Consider the following 19,427-nt stretch of genomic DNA (forward strand, 5'->3'; position numbering starts at 1 on the left):
CGGAAGTGCCCGACGTGCCGGAAGTGCCCGACGTGCCGGAAGTGCCCGACGTGCCGGAAGTGCCCGACGTGCCGGAAGTGCCCGACGTGCCGGAAGTGCCCGACGTGCCGGAAGTGCCCGACGTGCCCGACGTGCCGGAAGTGCCTGACGTGCCTGACGTGCCGGAGGTGCCTGACGTGCCGGAGGTGCCCGACGTGCCGGAGGTGCCCGACGTGCCGGAGGTGCCTGACGTGCCGGAGGTGCCCGACGTGCCGGAGGTGCCCGACGTGCCCGACGTGCCGGAGGTGCCCGACGTGCCGGAGGTGCCTGACGTACCTGACGTACCTGACGTACCGGAAGTACCTGACGTACCGGAAGTGCCCGAAGTACCCGAAGTGCCCGAAGTGCCCGAAGTGCCCGAAGTGCCCGAAGTGCCGGAAGTGCCCGAGGTACCGGAAGTGCCCGAAGTGCCGGAGGTACCCGACGTGCCAGAAGTACCCGACGTACCGGAACTGCCCGACGTACCCGAAGTCCCCGAACTACCACCCGTCCCGGACGTGCTCGGCTTGATGGTCGGCGGGGTCGTCGGTCCATCGACCGAGCCGCAGCCGTACAGCGCGAGCAGTGACGAGACGGCCATCGTTACCGTCGTCTTCTTGAGGAGAATGTGCATGTTGGCCTCGACATTGGAAGTGTGTCCAAGCCTTCACTGCAAATTCCGAGCCACGACATGTTTCGCGAAACGGTGTCGTGATTTGTTGCGGAAATCGGGAATATCGATGCGATTTAAACGGAGGAATGGCGATTTCGCGCGACAGGCACGCGCGGCGCGCGAGCATCGCGGCCGTGATGTTCCCGTCAGGCGCCGTAACGCGCGACGGGATGTTACGTAGCGCTCGATCGCACGTGACGCGCCCGGCCGCGAATCGAGGCCCGCATCTTTGACGAAACGCGCCGTCCCGCCGAACATGACGCGAACCCCGGCCGCCGGCGCGGCAGCGGCCACGGCCACGACGCCAAATCACCAGGACACCGACATGAGCGAACAGGACAGGGAATATGGCAAGGCGCGGCGCATCGACGTGATGGGCGAGGCGTTCGTCGAGCGCGCGATGAGCGATCTCGACGGGTTCTCCCGCCCGCTGCAGAACTGGCTGAACGAGCATGCGTGGGGCAGCACGTGGCAGCGGGGCGGGATCGACCTGAAGACGCGCAGCCTGTGCACGTGCGCGATGCTGGCGGCGCTCGGCCGCGGCACGGAACTGAAGGGGCATATCCGCGGTGCGCTCAACAACGGCGCGAGCCTCGTCGAGATTCGCGAGGTATTGCTGCACAGCGTGCTGTACGCCGGCGCGCCGGCCGCGGTCGAGGCGTTTCGCAGCGCGCGCGAGGTGCTCTCGGAGCGCGGGCTGTCGATACCCGACGACGAAGCCTGATTGCGTCGCGGCGTTGGCTCCCCGCGACGGAAACCGGCCGCCGCGCTTCGCCGCCGCGAGCTACGCGATGCGCACGGGCTGCGCCGCAACGTCGGCCGGCGCGGCGGCGACTTCGAGAAGCCAGTCGGCCGTCGCTTCGGGCATCGTGACCGGCAGCATGTGCCCGCCCTCGACGACCTTCAGCCGCACGCGCGCCGATTTCTTCGCGAGCGCGTCGCCGTGCTCGCGCCAGTTCAGGATCGGATCGGCGTGGCCGTACAGCACGTCGACCGGCAGCGCGAGCGCCGCGTAGCGACGCTCCATTGCTGGCAGGTCGACGGGCGCCGACAGCAGGTCCGTCGCCGTCGCGTAGAACACGTGCGGGCGCATCCCGAGCAGGCCGCCACCCTTGACCGGGAAGTCGCGCGGCACGTCCTCCGGCGCGAACACCTGGCGCACGGCGCTGCGGCCCGTCAGGATCGTCAGCGGGATCGCGAAGGTCCACGACACGAAACGGCGCACGAGCGGCGACGGCAGCATCAGCGGCTTAAACGGCGCGGGCGGCTCGGTCTGCTCGTGCGACAGCGGCGCGATCAGCGCGAGCCGGCTCACGCGGTCCGTATGGTTGAGGCCGACCGCGAGCGCGATCGCGCCGCCGAGCGAATGGCCGACCAGCACGGGCTTGTCGAGCTTGAGCGCGTCGATGAACGCGGCGACGGTGCGGGCCTGCGCGAACACGTTCGCCTGCGAGGCCGCGCCGCGCAGCGAGCGGCCGGCGCCGGGGCGGTCGATCAGGATCACGCGATGCTGCTGCGCGAGCCGCGTGAGCGGCAGGTACGCGAAATTGCGCCATTGCCCCGCGAGCCCGTGGACGAACACGATCGGCGGGCCGTTGCCGTATTCGACGTAGTGGATACGATCGCCGTCGATGTCGACGAAGCGGCCTTCGGGCGGAAACGCGCGCGTCACGCGACGGGCCACGTAGCCGGAAAACAGCGCGAGCGCGGCGAGCACCGCGACGACGCCGAGCAGCACGTTCTGGATCAGGTGGAGCGTAGGAGTCATGTCGGCCTCAGCGGGTTTCGAGTGCGGGTTCGGCAGCCGGTGCGGTGGCGGCCGCGCCGGTTTTTGCGCGGCGTTCGAAATGCATCGCGGAATCGGCGAGCGTGCTGAACTTCAGCGACGCGAGATCGAGCACGTAGTTCTGGTGGAATTTCCACGGCTTGCGGTGCCCCTGCTTCGGCAGGATGCCGGCCGCGCGCTGGATGTAGCCGGAGCTCAGGTTGACGGCCGGCACGTCGCCGAGATCGCCCGCGCCGAGCCGCGGCACGCACGTGTCGTACCCGTTCGCGCGCATGTGGTTGAGCAGCCGGCACACGTAGCGCGCGATCAACTCGGCCTTCAACGTCCACGACGCATTCGTGTAGCCGAACGACGACGCGAGGTTCGGCACGTCGCTGTACATCATCCCCTTGTACGACACCGTTTCCGGCAGATCGACCGGGCGGCCGTCGACGGTCACGCGCGCGCCGCCGAGCATCTTCACCTTCAGCCCCGTCGCGGTGACGATCACGTCCGCGTCGAGCTGCTGGCCGCTCTTGAGCTGGAGGCCGGTCGGCGTGAAGCGTTCGATCTCGTCGGTGACGATCGATGCGCGGCCCGCGCGAATCGCCTTGAACAGGTCGCCGTTCGGCACGAGGCACACGCGCTGGTCCCACGGCATGTAGCGCGGCGTCAGGTGCTTCGCGACGTCGAAGCCGGGGCCGAGCTGCTTGCTGGCCGCGCGGATGATGAATTGCTTCGTCCGGTCGGGCTTGCGGCGCGACACGTTGTACAGGTACATCGTCAGCAGCACGTTCTTCATGCGCACGAGCCGGTGCGCGAGCCGCGACGGCAGCACGCGGCGCAGCGCGTTCGCGATCTTGTCGCGCGCGGGCAGCGACACGATGTAGGTCGGCGAGCGCTGCAGCATCGTCACGTGCCGCGCGTCGGCCGCCATCGATGGCACCAGCGTGACGGCCGTCGCGCCGCTGCCGATCACGACCACGCGCCGGTTCGCGTACGACAGGTCTTTCGGCCAGTGCTGCGGATGCACGAGCTTGCCTTCGAACGTATCCATGCCTGGCCAGTCGGGCAGGTAGCCGGCGTCGTAGTCGTAGTAGCCGCTGCACATGAAGAGGAAGCGGCAGGTGTAGACGAGCGTGTCGGTCGCGCCGTTTCGCGTGCGCTCGATGCGCACCGTCCAGCGCGCGCGGTTCGAATCCCAGTCGGCCGCGACGACCTTCCGGCCATAGCGGATCGTCTTGTCGATGCCGTAGGTGCGCGCGGTGTCGCGGATGTAGTCGAGGATCGTCTGCCCGTCGGAGATCGCCTTCTCGCTGTGCCACGGACGGAAGCTGTAGCCGAGCGTGAACATGTCGGAATCCGAACGAACGCCCGGATAGCGGAACAGGTCCCAGGTGCCGCCGATCGCGTCGCGCGCCTCGACGATCGCCACGCTCGCATGCGGGCAGCGCTGCTTCAGGTGATACGCGGCGCCGATGCCGGACAGGCCGGCGCCGACGATCAGCACGTCGAGGTCGCGGCGATCGTCACTGTCGTGGCGGGCGTCGGCAGCGGGCGGCGCGTCGCGCCGGTCGGTCGTCGAGGTCATGCGGGGTCCTGGGTCGGCGTGGTCGGGCGCGCGGCCGGAGCGTGGGCGCGTTCGAGGTTGCGTGCGCGGGCGCGGCGCACGTGGCGCAACATCAGCCACTGGTAACCGGCGCCGAGCAGCCGCGCGATCCTGTCGAGCCGGCGCGCGTCGGCGCCGACCAGCACGCGGCGCGCATTGCGCTCGACGCCCGCGAGGATCTGCCGCGCGGCCTCGTCGGCCGTCGTCGCGTTGATCAGGCGGTTCGCCTGGCGGCGATGGGTCGCTTCGTCCTGGCCCGTCAGCGCGTGGATGCTGGTATCGACGCGGCCCGCGTCGACGATGCTCGTCGCGACGCCGCCCGGATGCACGCAGGTCGCGCTCACCGGCGCGCCGTCGAGTTCGAGTTCCATGCGCAACGCCTCGGTGAAGCCGCGCACCGCGAACTTGGTCGCGTTGTACGCGCTTTGCGTCGGCATCGCGACGAGCCCGAACAGGCTCGACGTGTTGACGACGTGGCCGTCGCCCGACGCGCGAAGATGCGGCAGGAACGCCTGCGTGCCGTGCACGACGCCCCAGAAATTGATGCCGACGATCCACTCGAGATCGGCGAGACGCGCGGTTTCGGCGCTGGCGGCCAGCGAGACGCCCGCATTGTTGAAGATCAGGTTGACCTTGCCGTGCTCGGCGCGAACGAAATCGGCCCACGCGAACACCGCGTCGCGGTCGGCGACGTCGAGCCGGCGCGTGCTTACGCGTACGCCGTGCTGCGCGCAGGCAGCCGCCGTGCCGGCGAGGCCGGCTTCGCTGACGTCGGCGAGCGCGACTTCGCAACCGCGCCGCGCGAGCTCGACCGCGAGGCTGCGGCCCATGCCCGAACCGGCGCCCGTGATCGCGGCGACCTTGCCGGAAAACCCCTTCATTCGTCGTCCTCCCGTTCCGCTTGCGCTGCACCGGCGGCGCATCTATTGTGGTGTTGCTCGTCACCACTTTAGTTTTCGGGTGTCCTGATGTCAAATAGCGGAATGGAGAAAGCACTCGAAACGGAAAAAAAGGGCCGGTCGTATGGCGGCGTGGCGCCCGAGGTGCGGGCCGCCGAGCGGCGCGACGCGTTGATTCGCGCGGCGACGCGCGTGTTCGGCACGGTGGGTTTTCGCAAGGCGACCGTGCGGTCGATCTGCCAGGAAGCGAAGCTGAACGACCGCTATTTCTATGCGGCGTTCGACAGCACCGAGGATCTGTTGCGCTGCACCTACCTGCATCACGCGCAGCAATTGCATGACGCGGTCGCGCGGGCGGTCGCCGCGCGCGGCGGCGATTTGCGGGAGCGTGTCGACGCGGGGCTCGCCGCGTTCTTCGCGTTTCTGCGCGATCCGTGCGCGGCGCGCGTGCTGCTGCTCGAGGTGATGGGTGTGAGCGCGGATACCGACATGACGTACCAGCGCATGCTGATCGACTTCGGCAAGCTGATCATGGCGATCGGCGCGCCGGGAGAAGTCGTCACGCCTGCCGAGCGTACCGAGCAGCGGCTGATCGGGCTCGCGCTGGTGGGCGCGATGACGAACGTGGGCGCGGCGTGGCTGCTGACCGACTATCGCGATCCGGAGGCGCAGATGATCGCGAGTTGCAGGAAGGTGCTGCTGGGGACGTTGCGGGAGGCGGGGTAGCGGCAATGCGTGACGTGACGGTTCGCCATCAATCATGCGTTGATACGGGCGGCCATCCGGATCTTGGCCGATTGCAGGCAATGAGCGGTATGTCGTCGATATCGAATCGTCGGGAGCGTCTCAGGCGACGCTGGTGTTGGCGACGCTGCTGTCTTCAGGCGAGCGCGAAATCGAGCAGGGCCGTTTTCGTCCTGTCGAGTGCGTGTTCGCCGATATCGAGGGCTGCGACGAATGAGTCCCGAATGTAACGTCGTCCGGTTCGACTGACACGCTAACGCGTGCGGCGTCGCTTCGCGGGTACGACCACGGGCGTCTCCCCGATCCGCGCCTTCATCGCCTCGATGAACGCGCGCACCTTCGGCGACGGCAGCCGCGTCGACGGATACACCGCATGGATCCCGGCCGGCGCCGTGTGCCAGCCCGGCAGCAGCCGCACGAGCCGGCCGGCCGCGACGTCGTCCGCGGTCGAGAAATCCGTCAGCAGCCCGAAGCCGCCGCCCGCGAGCACGATCGCGCGGCACGCGGTCGCGGTGTTCGACACGACCGGCGCGACGCAGCGCACCGATGCACGGCCGCCCCGCACGTCATCGAGTTCGAGCGTATGCGGCCGCGGCAGCGACGACAGCATCACGAACGGCAGCGCGGCGAGCGCATCCGGATCGCGCGGCAGCCCGTGTCGCGCGACGAACGCCGGGCTCGCGACCAGCCATTTCTCATAGGTGCCGAGCTGCACCGCGCGATAGTTCGAATCGGCGAGACGGCCGATGCGGATCGCGACGTCGAGGTTGTCCGCGACCAGGTCGACGACGCGATCGTTCGCGACGAGTTCGACGGCGAGCGCCGGATGCCGGTCGCGCAGCGCGACGACGGCCGGCGCGACCACCAGCGCGCCGTAGTCGATCGGTACGCTCACGCGCAGCGTGCCGCGCAGCGGCCCGGCGTCGGACGACACCGTGTCGAGCGCGGCTTCGGTGGCGCGCACGATGTCGCGGCACGCGTCGTAGAACACGCGGCCGGCATCGGTCACGCTCAGCCGCCGCGTCGTGCGCACCAGCAGGTTCGCGCCGACCTCGGATTCGAGGCGCTGCATGTGCGTGCTGACGACCGTCTTCGCGAGGCCGAGCCGCTCGGCGGCGGCCGTCAGCGAGCCGGCGTCGACCACCGCGACGAAGATCGCCAGCCGGTTCAGGTTCACGTCGCGCAGATCGGCCATCGTCGATTGTCCTATGAAAGCGGAGAATGTTTCCGCGATTATCCGTCTTCTGGCGACGAACGGCGAGCGTTACGCTGGAGCCGTTCGTCGCCGATCCCCGGCGGCGCGAGATTCCGGAGTGTTTCCATGTCTGCCGCCAGCAAGCCCGCCTCGCCCATTCGCGTCTATTCGTTCCTGCTGTCCGGGCACGCGCATCGTGTCCGGTTGTTCCTGTCGCTGCTCGGGTTGCCGTCCAGGACCATCGACGTCGATCTCGCGGCCGGCGCGCAGCGCGAACCGGCGTTTCTCGCGCTCAATCCGCTCGGGCAGGTGCCGGTGATCGACGACGGCGGCACCGTGATCGCCGATTCGAACGCGATCCTCGTGTACCTCGCGAAGCGCTACGGCGATGCGCACTGGCTGCCCGACGATCCGGTCGGCGCGGCCGTCGTGCAGCGCTGGCTGTCGTACGCGGCCGGGCCGATTGCATCGGGCCCCGCGGCCGCGCGGCTCGTGACCGTGTTCGGCGCGCAGCTCGACCCGGAAGCGGCCAAGCGCACGGCCGGGAAGGTGCTCGACGTGATCGATCGCGAGCTGGCCGGCAAGCCGTTCGCGGCCGGCGCGCAGCCGACGATCGCGGACATCGCCGCGTACACGTACATCGCCCACGCGCCGGAAGGCGGCGTGTCGCTCGAACCGTATCCGCACGTGCGGGCGTGGCTGGCGCGTATCGAGGCGCTGCCGGGCTTCGTCGCGATGCCGACGACGCGCGCGGGTCTGCTCGCCGCTTGATACTCACGGCTGCCGCGCTTGTTCGGGAGAGAACGCGATGAATGCGCCAACCGCCGTCGTACCGGGGTGGGAACTCGATACCGCGCCGTTTCACGCGGGCGAGCTTGCCGTGCAGCAGCGCGCAGGCGTGACGGACGCGGCGAGCGCGGCCGGCCGGCGCGGGATCCGGCGCTTCATGCCGGATCAGCACCGGACGTTTTTCGCGCAACTGCCGTTCTTCGTGCTCGGCGGCGTCGATGCAAACGGCCAGCCGTGGGCGACGCTGCGCGTCGGTACGCCGGGGTTCGTCACGTCGCCGGACGCCCACACGCTGCGCATCGCGGCACCCGCGCTGCCGGGCGATCCGCTGGCCGGCGCGTGGCAGGCGGGCGCGCCGCTCGGCGGGCTCGGGATCGAATTCGATACGCGGCGGCGCAATCGCGTGAACGGCGTCGTGCGCGCGGTCGACGGCGACGCGCTGACGATCGCGGTCGAGCAGAGCTTCGGCAACTGCGCGAAGTACATCCAGGGCCGCAAGCCCACTTTCGTCGCGCGGGACGTCGGAGCGTCCGTCGCGCCCGACGTGTCGGACGCATTGAGCGACGCGGATCGCGCGCTGCTCGCGCAGGCCGATACGTTCTTCGTCGCGAGTGCGAACACGTCGGCGGAGGCGGGCGCGGCGCGCGGCGCGGACGTATCGCATCGCGGCGGGGTGCCGGGCTTCGTGCGCGTCGACGATGCGCGTACGCTGACCACGCCCGATTTCAGCGGCAACCGGTTCTTCAATACGCTGGGCAACCTGCAGCACGATCCGCGCGCGGGGCTGCTGTTCGTCGATTTCGACAGCGGCGATCTGCTGTACGTCGCCGCGCACGCGGAGATCGTGTGGGACGGGCCGCTCGTCGCGTCGTTCGACGGCGGGCAGCGCGTCGTGCGTTTCCACGTTCGGGAAGTGCGGCGCGTGCGGGCCGTGCTGCCGTTCCGGTGGTCGGCGGTCGAGCGTGCGCCGCAGTTCGCGGCGATGGCGACGGCGGCGTCGGCGTCGGGCGGTGCGGCGGCAACGGCCGAACCGGCGCCATCCGCCGCCGTGCCGGCATCGGCTCCCGCATGGCGAACGCTGCGCATTGCGAAGATCGTCGACGAAACGCGCGCGATCCGGTCGTTCCATTTCGAACTGGCGGATGGCGGCGTATTGCCTGCGTACGAAGCCGGTCAGCATCTGACGCTGCGCATCGCGCTGCCGGGGAGCGACGCGCCCACGATTCGCAGCTACACGCTGTCCGACGCGCCGGGCGGCGCGCATTACCGGATCACCGTGAAACGGGAAGGGCGCGTATCGGCGTGGCTGCACGATCACGCGCAGGCCGGCATGACGCTCGACGCGCAGATGCCGCGCGGCCGCTTCACTTTCGATCTCGCGAGCCCGCGCCCGGCCGTGCTCGTGTCGGCCGGCATCGGCATTACGCCGATGGTCGCGATGCTGCGCCGCGCACTGGCCGGCGACGCGCCGTCGCGCCGCGTCGTGTTCGTGCATGGCGCACGCGAAGCGGCCGACCGGCCGTTCGCCGCCGAACTGGCGCGCATCGCGGCCGCCGATGCACGCGTGTCGCTTCACTGGTTCGACAGTCATCCTCACGACGGCTCGGCCGCGCGGGCCGGGCGCATCGACATCGGGCAACTGAAGCGGGTCCTTTCATTCGACGATTACGATTTCTATCTGTGCGGGCCGGCGGCATTCATGCGCGACCTGTACGACGGGCTGCGCGCGCTGAACGTGCCGGACGAACGCATCCGTTTCGAGGCGTTCGGGCCGTCGAGCGTCTCGCGCAGTGCGACCCGCGCGGCTGTCGCGCCAGCGGCGCCGAGCGTGCCGGTCGTGTTCCGGCGCACGGGGCGCGAAGCCGCGTGGACGCCCGCCGACGGCACGCTGCTCGAATTCGCGGAAGGGCAGCGCGTGGCCGTGCCGTCCGAATGCCGCTCCGGTTCGTGCGGCACGTGCGCGACGCGCGTGCTGTCCGGCGCGGTCGACTACGAGCAGATGCCCGATGCGGCGATCGAACCCGGTTGCGCGCTGCTGTGTGTCGCACGGCCCGCGCAACGCGCGACGGAGCCGCTCGTGCTCGACCGCTGACGCGTGTGCGACATGCCGCCGCAGACGGCCTGCTGCGCGAAAAGCGCACGCAACTGCTGCTTTTTTCGAATGCTGTCCGGATCGACGATAGGGTCAACCGATTCGATAAAGGAGCCCATCATGAAACTGCTCGGCATGGTTCGCCTGGTCCTGTGGAGTTTCTTCGGCGTGCGCAACAGCAAGGCGCACGCGAACGATCTCGCGAACGCCAACTTCACGCTGCTGCCGTTCGTGGCGCTGCTGCTCGCGCTGCTGGTCGGCGCGGTCATTTACGGCGTCGTGCATCTGGTTGTCGATCCGACTGTGACGATGCAGGGGTTTTGAGCGAGCGGACGGTGAGCCGTTAGCGGGCCGCCGTTCCCGCTCCCGTTTCCGGCCACCTGACCGGTGCATGACGACGCCGGCATCAGCGCCGGCACGCACGACGCGAATCGCGACCGCATCGTCGCCGTCGCCGCCGTTATCGCGCCGCCTGCACCGTTCGTCCCCGTCCCCGCCTTCCCCGTCTCCCATTCCGCCCGATTCCGCGGCCCTTTGCCGCGCCCGGGGTAAAATGCGCGCCACGCCGCGATGTCGCGCGCGACGGGCAGGCCGCCGTTCCGATGAACGGCCGGCGCGACTGCCCGCCGCCCGCACCGGGGCGTTCGAAGCGTCCCCCGCATGACACGACCGCGCGACGCAGCCGGCCGCCCGACAGGCATCCGACGAACCCGTCGGCCGCTGCGTCGGCTTCCGGCGCGTCATCCGAATCCGATGTCCCATCCTGCGTTGTTCCGACCGGTCGGCCCGCTTGCACGCCGCAGGGTCCGGTTCGTCCGATGAATATCGTGTCGACGGCTCGTGTCCGGCGATGGGCGCGGATGCGGTTGCGGTTGCAAGCGCACGCTTCGCAGCTTCGTAACGGCTTTCGGGTTTCGACAGGTCGAATGGCGAGTTTTCCCTCCAGAACAATGACGGTGAATAGAACAACAGCGGCGCGCGCACGGCGGCGGCGCGCGAAGGTCGGGCTCGGCGTCGGTCTCGGCGTCACGCTTTTCGCGGCGCAGGCGGCCGCGGCTCAGGGCGACACACCTGCGCCGGGCGCCGATGCGACCGCCAGCACGACGCTGCCCGCGATCACGGTGAGCGGCGAGCGCGGCCATGCGTTGCGGGCGCGCGAAGCATCGGTCGCGGGGTTCGACGACGCACCGTTGCGCGACACGCCGGCGTCCGTGAACGTCATCACGCGCGCGGTGATCGACGATCAGCAGGCGAAGCGGCTGAGCGACGTCGTGCGCAACGATGCGTCGGTCGTCAACGACTACGCGCCGGTCGGTTATTTCGAGGGCTTCGCGATCCGCGGTTTTCCGGTCGATCTCGCGAGCGCGATCCGGATCGACGGGCTGACGGTGTCCGGCGAGCAGAACGTGCCGCTCGAGAACAAGGAGCGCGTCGAGATCCTGAAAGGGCTCGCGGGCATCGACAGCGGCGTCGTCGCACCGGGCGGCGTGATCAACTTCGTGACCAAGCGCTCCGCGAACGTCGCGAGTGTGACGGGGGGCGTCGACAGCCGCGGCTCGACGTCGGCGGCCGTCGATCTCGGCCGCCGCTTCGGCCCGGACAACCAGTTCGGGTTCCGGATCAATGCGGCGAAGGAGAACATGCACTCGTATATCGACGGCACGAACGGACGGCGCACGTTCGGCTCGATCGCCGCCGACTGGGACATCAGCCCGCGCGCGAGCCTGCAGCTCAATGCCGAGTTCCAGCAGTGGATCCAGCGTTCCGCGCCTGGCTACCAGTTGCTCGGCGGCACCGTCGTGCCGTCGGTGAAGACGACGTCGAAGGCGCTCGGCACGCAGCCGTGGGCAAAACCGGTGACGACCGACGCGCTGAACCTGAACGCGCGTTTCGACTACCAGTTCAACGACGACTGGAAGGCCTATATCGCTGCCGGCCGCAGCCGCACGATGATCGACGACAACAGCGCGTTCGCGTACGGCTGCTCGTACGCGGCGAGCTGCGCGGCCGGCGCGACGTCGCCGTTTTTCTTCGGCGCGAACGGCGACTACGACGTGTACGACTTCCGCAGCCCCGGCGAATACCGGCGCAACGACGATCTGCGCGCGGTCACGACCGGCAAGTTCGCGACGGGGCCGCTGCGGCACGAGCTGACGCTCGGCGTGAGCGTGCAGCGCCGCGTCGTGCACATGGCGACTGCCGTGTACGACTATGTCGGCAGCGAGAACATCTACGGGCCCGACGTCGCGTTTGCACCGTCGCCGAACACGCCCGGGCCGTCGTATCCTCAGCTCGATTCGTGGCAGTACGGCGTGTTCGGGCTCGACCGCATCAGCCTCGGCGAACACTGGCAGGTGCTCGCGGGCGGCAAGGAAGTGCTGCTGCGCCAGCGCAGCTGGAGCAGCCTCGACGGCGAGGCGACGCATACCGACCGCTCGGTGTTCCTGCCGCAGGTCGCGCTCGTCTACAAGCCGGTGAACGTGCTGTCGCTGTATGCGTCGTACAGCAAGGCGCTGTCGCTCGGCGATCAGGCGCCGGTGCGCGCGACCAACGCGTATGCGTTCCTGCCGCCCGTCGAATCGCACCAGATCGAGGTCGGCGCGAAATACGACTGGCTCGACCGGCTGAGCCTCACGGCCGCGGTGTTCTCGATCAGCAAGCCGTTCCAGTTCGCCGATCCTGACGCGTCGGGCACGAGCTACACGTTCGTGCAGCGCGGCACGCAGCGGCACCAGGGGATCGAACTCGGCGCGGCCGGGCGCGTGACCGAGCGGCTGGGCCTCACGGCCAGCGTCGCGGCGATTCGCGCCCGCGCATACGATTCCGGATCGCCGGCGTACGAAGGGCACCAGATCATCAACGTGCCCGCGCTGCGCGCGTCGCTGTATGCGGACTACGCGGTGCCGGGCGTCGTGGGCCTGAACGTGCTCGGCGGCGTGGAATACAGCGCTGCGCGCAACGCGAACGAGGAGGGCACCGCGCGCGTGCCGTCGTGGTTCGTGTTCAATCTCGGCGCGCGTTATACGACGAAGATCGGCGGCCATCGTACGGTGTTGCGCGTGTCGGTGGACAATCTGTTCAACAAGTTCTACTGGCGCGACGCAGGCGAGCAGCAGGGCGATGCGTACCTGTTCCCGGGTGCGCCGCGCACCGCGCGCGTATCGTTGACCTATGATTTCTGACCGACCGGAGGCAGCCGCGTGACGCGCGGCCCCGGCAGTTCACCAGGAGAGCACAGACGATGTCCCCACTCGAAATCGCCGGCGTGATCGTCAGCGCGCTCGCGATCTGGCTGACCGCGAAGCGGCGCATGCTGTGCTGGCCGGTCGGCCTCGCGTCGGTCGCGCTGTACGGCTGGATCTTCTTCGATGCGAAGCTGTACTCGGACATGCTGCTGCAGGGCGCATTCGCGGTGCTGCAGGTGTACGGCTGGCAGCGCTGGCTCGCGCAGCGCGCGAGCGAGGCCGGCGGCGGCGCGGTGACGGCCGGCGACGTCGCGCCCGTGACCGGCGTGCAGCCGCTCAAGATGCTGCCCGACCTGATCGCGGCCGTCATCGGCAGCGCGCTGCTCGGCGGGATGATGGCGCGCTGGACCGACGCGGCGCTGCCGTTCGTCGATGCGTCGCTGACCGCGTTCAGCCTCGTCGCGCAATACTGGACCGCGCGGCGCTACATCGCATCGTGGGGGCTGTGGATCATCGTGAACGTCGTGTACGTCGGGATGTTCGTGTTCAAGGAACTGTATCTGACTGCCGGGCTCTATGCGCTGTTCATCGGGCTGGCCGTCGTCGGCTGGCGCGACTGGAGCCGCACGGCCGCCGCATTGCGCGCGGCCGCTGGCGGCCCGCTCGCATCGGGCGGCGGCGCGCGCTGATCCGCGCACGGATTCAACCACGGAGCAACGTCGTTCATGTCATTCCCCCTCGAGCCGGACGGCCCCCTGTCGCGCGACGTCGCACCGCCGCAATTCGGCGTGGACGGCGAGCAGGCCGAACGCGACTGGCCGCTGATCACGCACGACGAGGTGGCGGCCGTGCTCGCGCGGATCGACGGCGCGGGCGAGCCGGTGCGGCTGACGTGGCACAGCCCGCGACAGTTCGCGGCAGCGGTGCTCGTGCGAATGGCGGACGGGCGCGGGTTGTTCGTCAAGCGACATCACGCGAGCTTGCGCGATGTCGCGGGGCTCGAGGAAGAGCATCGCTTCATCGCGCATCTGCGCGAACGCGGGATGCCGGTGGTGGACGTGCTGGCCGATCGTCACGGCGCGACCGCCTTTGCGTTTGGCGAGTGGACGTATGAGGTGCACGTGCTCGCGCCCGGCGTCGATCCGTATCGCGGCGTGATGTCGTGGCAGCCGTTCACGCATCCGTCGCACGCGTACGCGGCCGGCCGCGCGCTGGCCGAACTGCATCGCGCGTCGGCCGGCTACGATGCGCCCGCGCGGCCCGTGCGCACGCTGCTGTCGAGTTTTCGCGTGCTGTCGTCCGCCGATCTGGCGGGCGCGCTCGAACGCTGGGTCGATGCGCAGCCGCTGCTCGTGCGTGCGCTCGGCTCGCGCGACTGGCGTGGCGACGTGGCCGAGGCGATCGGCCTGTATCACGCGCGTCTCGTGCCGTTGCTGCCCACGTTGACGCCGCTGTGGACGCACGGCGACTGGCATGCGTCAAACCTGCTGTGGACCGAAGCGGGGCCCGGCGCGCAGGTGCGGACCGTGCTCGATTTCGGCTTGTCGGATCGCACCTGTGCGGTGATGGACCTCGCGCTGGCGATCGAGCGCAATACGGTCGACTGGATGGCGCCGGCCGATGCGCGGCGCGTGGAATACGAGCAGATCGACATGCTGCTCGACGGCTATGAATCGCTCGAACCGCTGAGCGACGATGCGTATGCGGCGCTCGTCGCGCTGCTGCCGATCGTGCATACGGAGTTCGCGCTGTCGGAAGTCGCGTATTTCGGCTGCATCATCGATGCGCCGGCGACCGTGGATATCGCGTACGACGGCTACCTGATCGGGCATGCGCGCTGGTTCGGCGAGCGCGACGGGCGGCAACTGCTCGACTGGCTCGTGCAGCGGCGGCGGGGGAAGCAAGGGCGCGTTTGATTCTCGAAAATGCGCGGATAGCTTCCCGGGTTCGGTGATCGACATATCGCTCGAATCGAACATCGAAATCTCGTTCGGATGGATTCGATGGACCGTCGCACGCGAGCGTTGGAGGTACACGGGTCAACGCAAGCGCGGCGGCGGTAAATGAGCCGATTTCATGTCAATGGCCGGTACAGCAGTTGTCGAGGCAGCCGGGGCTCACTTGAATGGCGACTTCGCGTGTTTCCGATGTCGATCCAGCTGCACTGCTGGCTGGATAAATTTGCGTTTTTATCTGAATCGGTGCGTTTGTCAGACCGTCGTCTATGACGACTTTCGCCGTCTCGGAAGCTCGCTTCGTTGCGAGTCGTTCAGGATCAGCCTCAATCTTGGAAGCGCTGCCAATTACAGTGATCCAGTTTTGTATCGGATAATCGAAATTCATTGCTGAAATCCATCGTCCAATTCGTATTTTCTCGGATTCGGAGATCTCGTGACTGTTGTGGGAGAAGGCCACGAAAAATTGCCGTGACGGCAGATTTTGTGACCCCTGACATTCCGCCGCAGAGCTTGCCGGGAAAAGGAGCAACGTTGCGATAGGCACGATTAGTGACGTGATAAAAATTCTCATGCTGAATTCGGCTCCTTACTCCGCAAATAATTCTTCGCCGTAGATCACGAACCCTGTGAGGGTATCCGCGTTCCTCAATGCCTGGTCGGGATTGGTCCTTGCCCATGCGGCCGCTGTGGGATCGAGCCCGTAACGAGGGTCGCCGCTACCGAAGGTGTCGACGAAGTGAGTGACTTCGTGAATGAGCGTGGATAGGCGGGAATCTCCGAACATATTCTGATCGCGCAAGCCGGTACAAAACTTCATCGCAATGCTGATAAGCCTGCGCTCCGTGTTGGGCCCGCAAACGTGAGCGGCTTCATTCTCGATGTCGATCATGTTCGGAACACAGCCTAACATTCTATCGAGCTTCGGATCGCTTCGAACGAAATGGTGTGGCGTCAGCGTTTTGAGAACGGAGAGATGTCGTGAGAAGCCGATGAGAAGGTATTTTCGTGTATTTTCATCGCATCGATTGAACCAATATATCATTCTGTCTTTGGTTGTTTTGTCATACCGCTTCAGATCGGTGATCCTGCGCTCAACCAGAATTATGGACCACTTAAGCAGCCGAGATACCATGATTCTAAATTCTCGATTGGTCATATTAGGGCAGATGGGTGTTGTGTTGATGTAAACGTCAACCACCGATCCCGGGTTTGTGTTGGTGACGGCCCCGGAGTGAACGAGAAACCATTCTTTGTCTTCGCCGGTGTCAAAGTCGTACTCGTTGTGATCGAAGAGGTTTTTCACTGATTAAAAGTCTCGATTCGCAGGTTTTCAAGGAGGCAGCACGACCGTGATGTCATAAAACAGCATGGTTTTGTTCATGTTGCCGGGACCTTGAACAGTCATCTTTTCGAGCGAATACGTCTATAGAACTAGTTCTAAATTTTGAAACGTATTTTTTATGCTGACGTGACCGGCAGGGCAGATATGCACGTCGATTCGGCGAGTACACCGCGCCCAACATGACGGAAATATCATCTTCGCCTCATGTTCGCACTGCGGCAGGTCCGTAGCATCGGTCGCGAACCGTTACCGCAGAACCGAACATGCTCAAGCTCAACCTCGTCGCGGCCATCGTCCTTGCGATGGCCGCGACGGCTCATGCGCAGTCGTCGCTGTCGCCGGGGCCGATCACGATCGCAGCCAGCAGCGCGACGCCGATCGGCGCTCTCCCCTCCGATACGCTCCCTGCATCGTCATTGACGCTCTCCGATGCGCTCGCGGTCGCGGCCCGCAACAACCCGGCGCTGCGCGGCGCGCGCGCGGACGTCGATGCGTCGGCCGGCGCACTGATGCAGGCCGGCGCCCGTCCGAACCCGGAAATCTCGTTCCTGCAGGAAGGCTTCAGTCGCGCCGAGCGCACGTCCACCGCGCTGATCAACCAGACCATCGAACTGGGCGGCAAGCGCCGCGCGCGGCTCGACGTCGCGTCGTACGGCCGCGAGGCGGCCAACGCGTCGCTCGACGACCAGGGCGCGGCCGTGCGCGCCGATGTGATCGCCGCGTTCTACGGGCTGCTCGCCGCGCAGCGCCAGCTTCAGGTGACCGAGGAATCGGCCGCGATCGCCGCGCGCTCGGCCGATCTCGCGGGGCGCCGGGCGCAGGCCGGCAAGGTGTCGCCGGTCGAGGCGACCAAGGCGCAGGTGGCGGCGGCCGGCGTGCAGATCGAAGTCGTGACCGCGCGCGGCCGTGTCGACGTCGCGCGCGAAAAGCTGAACGCGGTGATGGGCGAAGCGCGCAACGACCGGCTCGCGGTACGTGGCGACCTGGAAACGGTGCCGCCGGTCGAGCCGCTGTCCGCGCTGACCGCGCAGCTCGACGATTCGCCGCTCACACGGATCGCGCGTGCCGAAATGCTGCGCTCGAATGCGGCCGTGTCGCTCGAACGCGCACGGCGTATTCCGGACGTGACGGTCAGCGCGGGCGTGAAGCGCGTGACCACGGGCGGCGTGCCGGACAACCAGGCCGTGGTCGGCGTATCGATCCCGATTCCGCTGTTCAACACGAACAAGGGCGCGCTGCTCGAGGCGACGCACAAGGCCACGCGCGCGAACGCCGATCTCGATCGCGAACGCACGCGCCTGCGACTGGAACTGACGCAGGCATACGCGAATTTCGAGGCCGCCGAGCAGGAAGCGCAGCGCTTGAAGTCCGACATCCTGCCGGCCGCGCGCCTCGCGCTCGATGCGATGTCGCGCGGCTACGAACTCGGGAAGTTCGGCTTCCTCGACGTGCTCGACGCACAGCGCACGCTGTTCCAGGAGCAGTCGCAATACGTGCGTGCGCTCGCCGGCGCCCATGCGGCCCGCGCCGACATCGGCCGGCTCGTCGGCACGCCGCTCGCGGCCGTCGCGCAATAAGCGCTCCTCTTACCGGAAGGATCATCATGTCACGCAGCAGAATCTTCGTTATCGCGGCGGCCGTGCTCGGCGGCGCCGGAATCGTGATCGGCGCGCTCGCCGTCACGCGGAGCGTCAACGGCGCATCGGCGCCGACGGCCGCCGAAGCCGTGCAGCAGGCCGATGGTGCCGGCGCGCGCGGCGGTGTCGTGCTCACGCGCGGCAAGCTGTCCGTCGAGATCGTGATGACGGAAAAGCCCGGCGACGCGCGGCTCGTCGTCTATCCGTCCGTCGACGGCAAGCCGCTGGACAAGGGCGTGACCGTGTCCGGCACGCTGGTGCGGTACGACCACACGCAGGAACCGTTGCGATTCGACGCGGCCGGCCAGAAGTTCGTGTCCGCGCAGTCGATCGCGAAGCCGCACGTGTTCGATGCGACGATCGACGTGAAGGCCGGCAACGATGCGGCGTCGTTCCCGTACGCGCTCGCCGACGGCGCGATCGCGCTGACCGACGCGCAACTGGCGACGTCGAAGATCGCGCTCGCGAACGCCGGCCCCGCGCAGATCGCGACACCGTTCCAGCTTCCCGGCGAAATCAAGTTCAACGAGGATCGCACCGCGCACGTGGTGCCGCGCGTGGCCGGCATCGTCGAGCAGGTGTCGGTGTCGCTCGGGCAGAACGTCGCGAAGGGGCAGGTGCTCGCCGTGATCGCGAGCACCGATCTGGCCGACCGCCGCAGCGAGCTGCTGACGGCCGAGCGCCGGCTGTCGGGCGCCCGCGCGACCTACGAGCGCGAACGCACGCTGTGGCAGGAGCGCATTTCGGCCGAGCAGGACTACCAGCAGGCCCAGGTGCAGTTGCGCGAGGCCGAGATCGCGGTGCAGAACGCGCGGCAGAAGCTCGCCGCGCTGAATGCGCCGGTGGGCGCGGGCGTGCTGAACCGCTACGAACTGCGCGCGCCGTTCGCCGGCACGATCGTCGAGAAGCATGCGACGCCGGGCGAGGCGATTGCCGCCGACGCGAGCATGTTCGTGATCTCCGACCTGTCGACCGTATGGGCCGAAATGGCGGTGCCGGCGCAGCGGCTCAACGACGTGCGCGTCGGTCGCGAGACAACGGTGATCGCGACCGCGTTCGAATCGCGCTCGAGCGGCCCGATCGCGTACGTGGGTTCGCTGCTCGGCGAGCAGACGCGCACCGCGCCGGCGCGCGTCGTGCTGCCGAACCCCGATCGTGTGTGGCGTCCCGGGATGTTCGTCAACGTATCGGTCGACGCGGGCACGCAACGCGTGCCGCTCGCGGTCGCGAGCGACGCGCTGCAGGACGTCGACGGCGCGCCGTCGGTGTTCGTGCGTTCGCCGAAGGGCTTCGTCGCGCAGGCCGTCGAAACGGGGCGGCGCGACGAACGCGCGACCGAAGTGCTGAAGGGGCTCAAGCCCGGCCAGGAATACGCGGCGTCGAACAGCTTCGTGCTGAAGGCGGAGCTCGGCAAGGGGAACGCGGAACATGAGTGAGCAGCAATACGCATGCACCGTGGCGCGACTGGCGGCCCGCCACGCAGCCCGCTTTCCGATTCGCCGGGTGACCGGCCGCGCGGCC

Annotated in this window: 16 protein-coding genes and 1 pseudogene; 10 read left to right on the forward strand and 7 right to left on the reverse strand. The window is 68.0% G+C overall.

The window, feature by feature from the left end; all coding sequences use genetic code 11:
* Nucleotides 1–652 (reverse strand): annotated as a pseudogene (locus QZM72_RS14410) (hypothetical protein); the annotation flags it as partial.
* Between the two features lie 364 nt (nucleotides 653–1,016).
* Here QZM72_RS14410 and QZM72_RS14415 point away from each other — a divergent pair.
* Nucleotides 1,017–1,415, forward strand: a complete 399-nt coding sequence (locus tag QZM72_RS14415; protein ID WP_089469436.1) for a carboxymuconolactone decarboxylase family protein — start codon at nucleotides 1,017–1,019, stop codon at nucleotides 1,413–1,415.
* 60 nt (nucleotides 1,416–1,475) lie between these two features.
* On the opposite strand, the gene QZM72_RS14420 is transcribed toward QZM72_RS14415, so the two are convergent.
* From QZM72_RS14420 to QZM72_RS14430, 3 genes are read right to left on the reverse strand one after another with little or no spacing between them, the layout of a single operon-like run.
* A complete protein-coding gene (locus QZM72_RS14420) occupies nucleotides 1,476–2,459 on the reverse strand; it encodes an alpha/beta fold hydrolase (RefSeq protein WP_089469147.1) in 984 nt (327 codons plus the stop codon).
* Nucleotides 2,460–2,466: 7 nt separating this feature from the next.
* Entirely contained in the window at nucleotides 2,467–4,047 is a 1,581-nt protein-coding gene (locus QZM72_RS14425; protein WP_089469148.1) for an NAD(P)/FAD-dependent oxidoreductase, read from the reverse strand.
* Nucleotides 4,044–4,946 (reverse strand): SDR family oxidoreductase, encoded by a 903-nt coding sequence (locus QZM72_RS14430; protein WP_089469149.1) that lies wholly within the window; start codon nucleotides 4,944–4,946, stop codon nucleotides 4,044–4,046. Before QZM72_RS14430 ends, QZM72_RS14425 begins: the two co-directional genes overlap by 4 nt.
* Before the next feature lie 87 nt (nucleotides 4,947–5,033).
* On the opposite strand from QZM72_RS14430, the gene QZM72_RS14435 reads away from it, so the two are divergent.
* Nucleotides 5,034–5,690, forward strand: a complete 657-nt coding sequence (locus QZM72_RS14435; RefSeq protein ID WP_089469150.1) for a TetR/AcrR family transcriptional regulator — start codon at nucleotides 5,034–5,036, stop codon at nucleotides 5,688–5,690.
* Nucleotides 5,691–5,961: 271 nt separating this feature from the next.
* Here QZM72_RS14435 and QZM72_RS14440 read toward each other — a convergent pair whose 3' ends face one another.
* Nucleotides 5,962–6,903, reverse strand: a complete 942-nt coding sequence (locus QZM72_RS14440) for a LysR family transcriptional regulator (RefSeq protein ID WP_089469151.1) — start codon at nucleotides 6,901–6,903, stop codon at nucleotides 5,962–5,964.
* Nucleotides 6,904–7,029: 126 nt separating this feature from the next.
* On the opposite strand from QZM72_RS14440, the gene QZM72_RS14445 reads away from it, so the two are divergent.
* The 6 genes from QZM72_RS14445 to QZM72_RS14470 all read left to right on the forward strand — a co-directional run bounded on the left by QZM72_RS14445 (nucleotide 7,030) and on the right by QZM72_RS14470 (nucleotide 14,885).
* Nucleotides 7,030–7,674 carry a glutathione S-transferase family protein gene (locus QZM72_RS14445; RefSeq protein ID WP_089469152.1) on the forward strand — a complete coding sequence of 215 codons (645 nt, stop codon included), beginning with the start codon at nucleotides 7,030–7,032 and terminating at the stop codon, nucleotides 7,672–7,674.
* 37 nt (nucleotides 7,675–7,711) lie between these two features.
* Entirely contained in the window at nucleotides 7,712–9,784 is a 2,073-nt protein-coding gene (locus QZM72_RS14450) for a pyridoxamine 5'-phosphate oxidase family protein (RefSeq protein WP_089469153.1), read from the forward strand.
* 120 nt (nucleotides 9,785–9,904) lie between these two features.
* On the forward strand, nucleotides 9,905–10,108 hold the full coding sequence (locus tag QZM72_RS14455; RefSeq protein ID WP_050014477.1) for a DUF2970 domain-containing protein: 204 nt from the start codon (nucleotides 9,905–9,907) through the stop codon (nucleotides 10,106–10,108).
* 626 nt (nucleotides 10,109–10,734) lie between these two features.
* Complete coding sequence (locus QZM72_RS14460; RefSeq protein WP_089469154.1) at nucleotides 10,735–12,966, forward strand: TonB-dependent siderophore receptor; 2,232 nt, start codon at nucleotides 10,735–10,737, stop codon at nucleotides 12,964–12,966.
* Nucleotides 12,967–13,025: 59 nt separating this feature from the next.
* Complete coding sequence (gene pnuC / locus QZM72_RS14465) at nucleotides 13,026–13,658, forward strand: nicotinamide riboside transporter PnuC (RefSeq protein WP_089469155.1); 633 nt, start codon at nucleotides 13,026–13,028, stop codon at nucleotides 13,656–13,658.
* Between the two features lie 36 nt (nucleotides 13,659–13,694).
* Nucleotides 13,695–14,885: a phosphotransferase enzyme family protein gene (locus tag QZM72_RS14470; RefSeq protein WP_089469156.1), complete on the forward strand. Its 1,191-nt coding sequence runs from the start codon at nucleotides 13,695–13,697 to the stop codon at nucleotides 14,883–14,885.
* Between the two features lie 163 nt (nucleotides 14,886–15,048).
* Here the strand turns inward: QZM72_RS14470 and QZM72_RS14475 are convergent, their stop codons facing one another.
* Nucleotides 15,049–15,498, reverse strand: coding sequence for an OmpA family protein (locus QZM72_RS14475; RefSeq protein ID WP_089469157.1), 450 nt, complete (start codon nucleotides 15,496–15,498; stop codon nucleotides 15,049–15,051).
* A gap of 15 nt (nucleotides 15,499–15,513) precedes the next feature.
* Complete coding sequence (locus tag QZM72_RS14480) at nucleotides 15,514–16,230, reverse strand: M35 family metallo-endopeptidase (RefSeq protein WP_089469158.1); 717 nt, start codon at nucleotides 16,228–16,230, stop codon at nucleotides 15,514–15,516.
* 302 nt (nucleotides 16,231–16,532) lie between these two features.
* Here QZM72_RS14480 and QZM72_RS14485 point away from each other — a divergent pair, with 302 nt between their 5' ends.
* Entirely contained in the window at nucleotides 16,533–17,846 is a 1,314-nt protein-coding gene (locus tag QZM72_RS14485) for a TolC family protein (protein WP_089469159.1), read from the forward strand.
* 26 nt (nucleotides 17,847–17,872) lie between these two features.
* A complete protein-coding gene (locus tag QZM72_RS14490) occupies nucleotides 17,873–19,342 on the forward strand; it encodes an efflux RND transporter periplasmic adaptor subunit (RefSeq protein ID WP_301738449.1) in 1,470 nt (489 codons plus the stop codon).
* Nucleotides 19,343–19,427: the final 85 nt, after the last annotated feature.

This window comes from Burkholderia sp. AU45388 (assembly GCF_030481585.1).
GTDB lineage: Bacteria > Pseudomonadota > Gammaproteobacteria > Burkholderiales > Burkholderiaceae > Burkholderia > Burkholderia sola.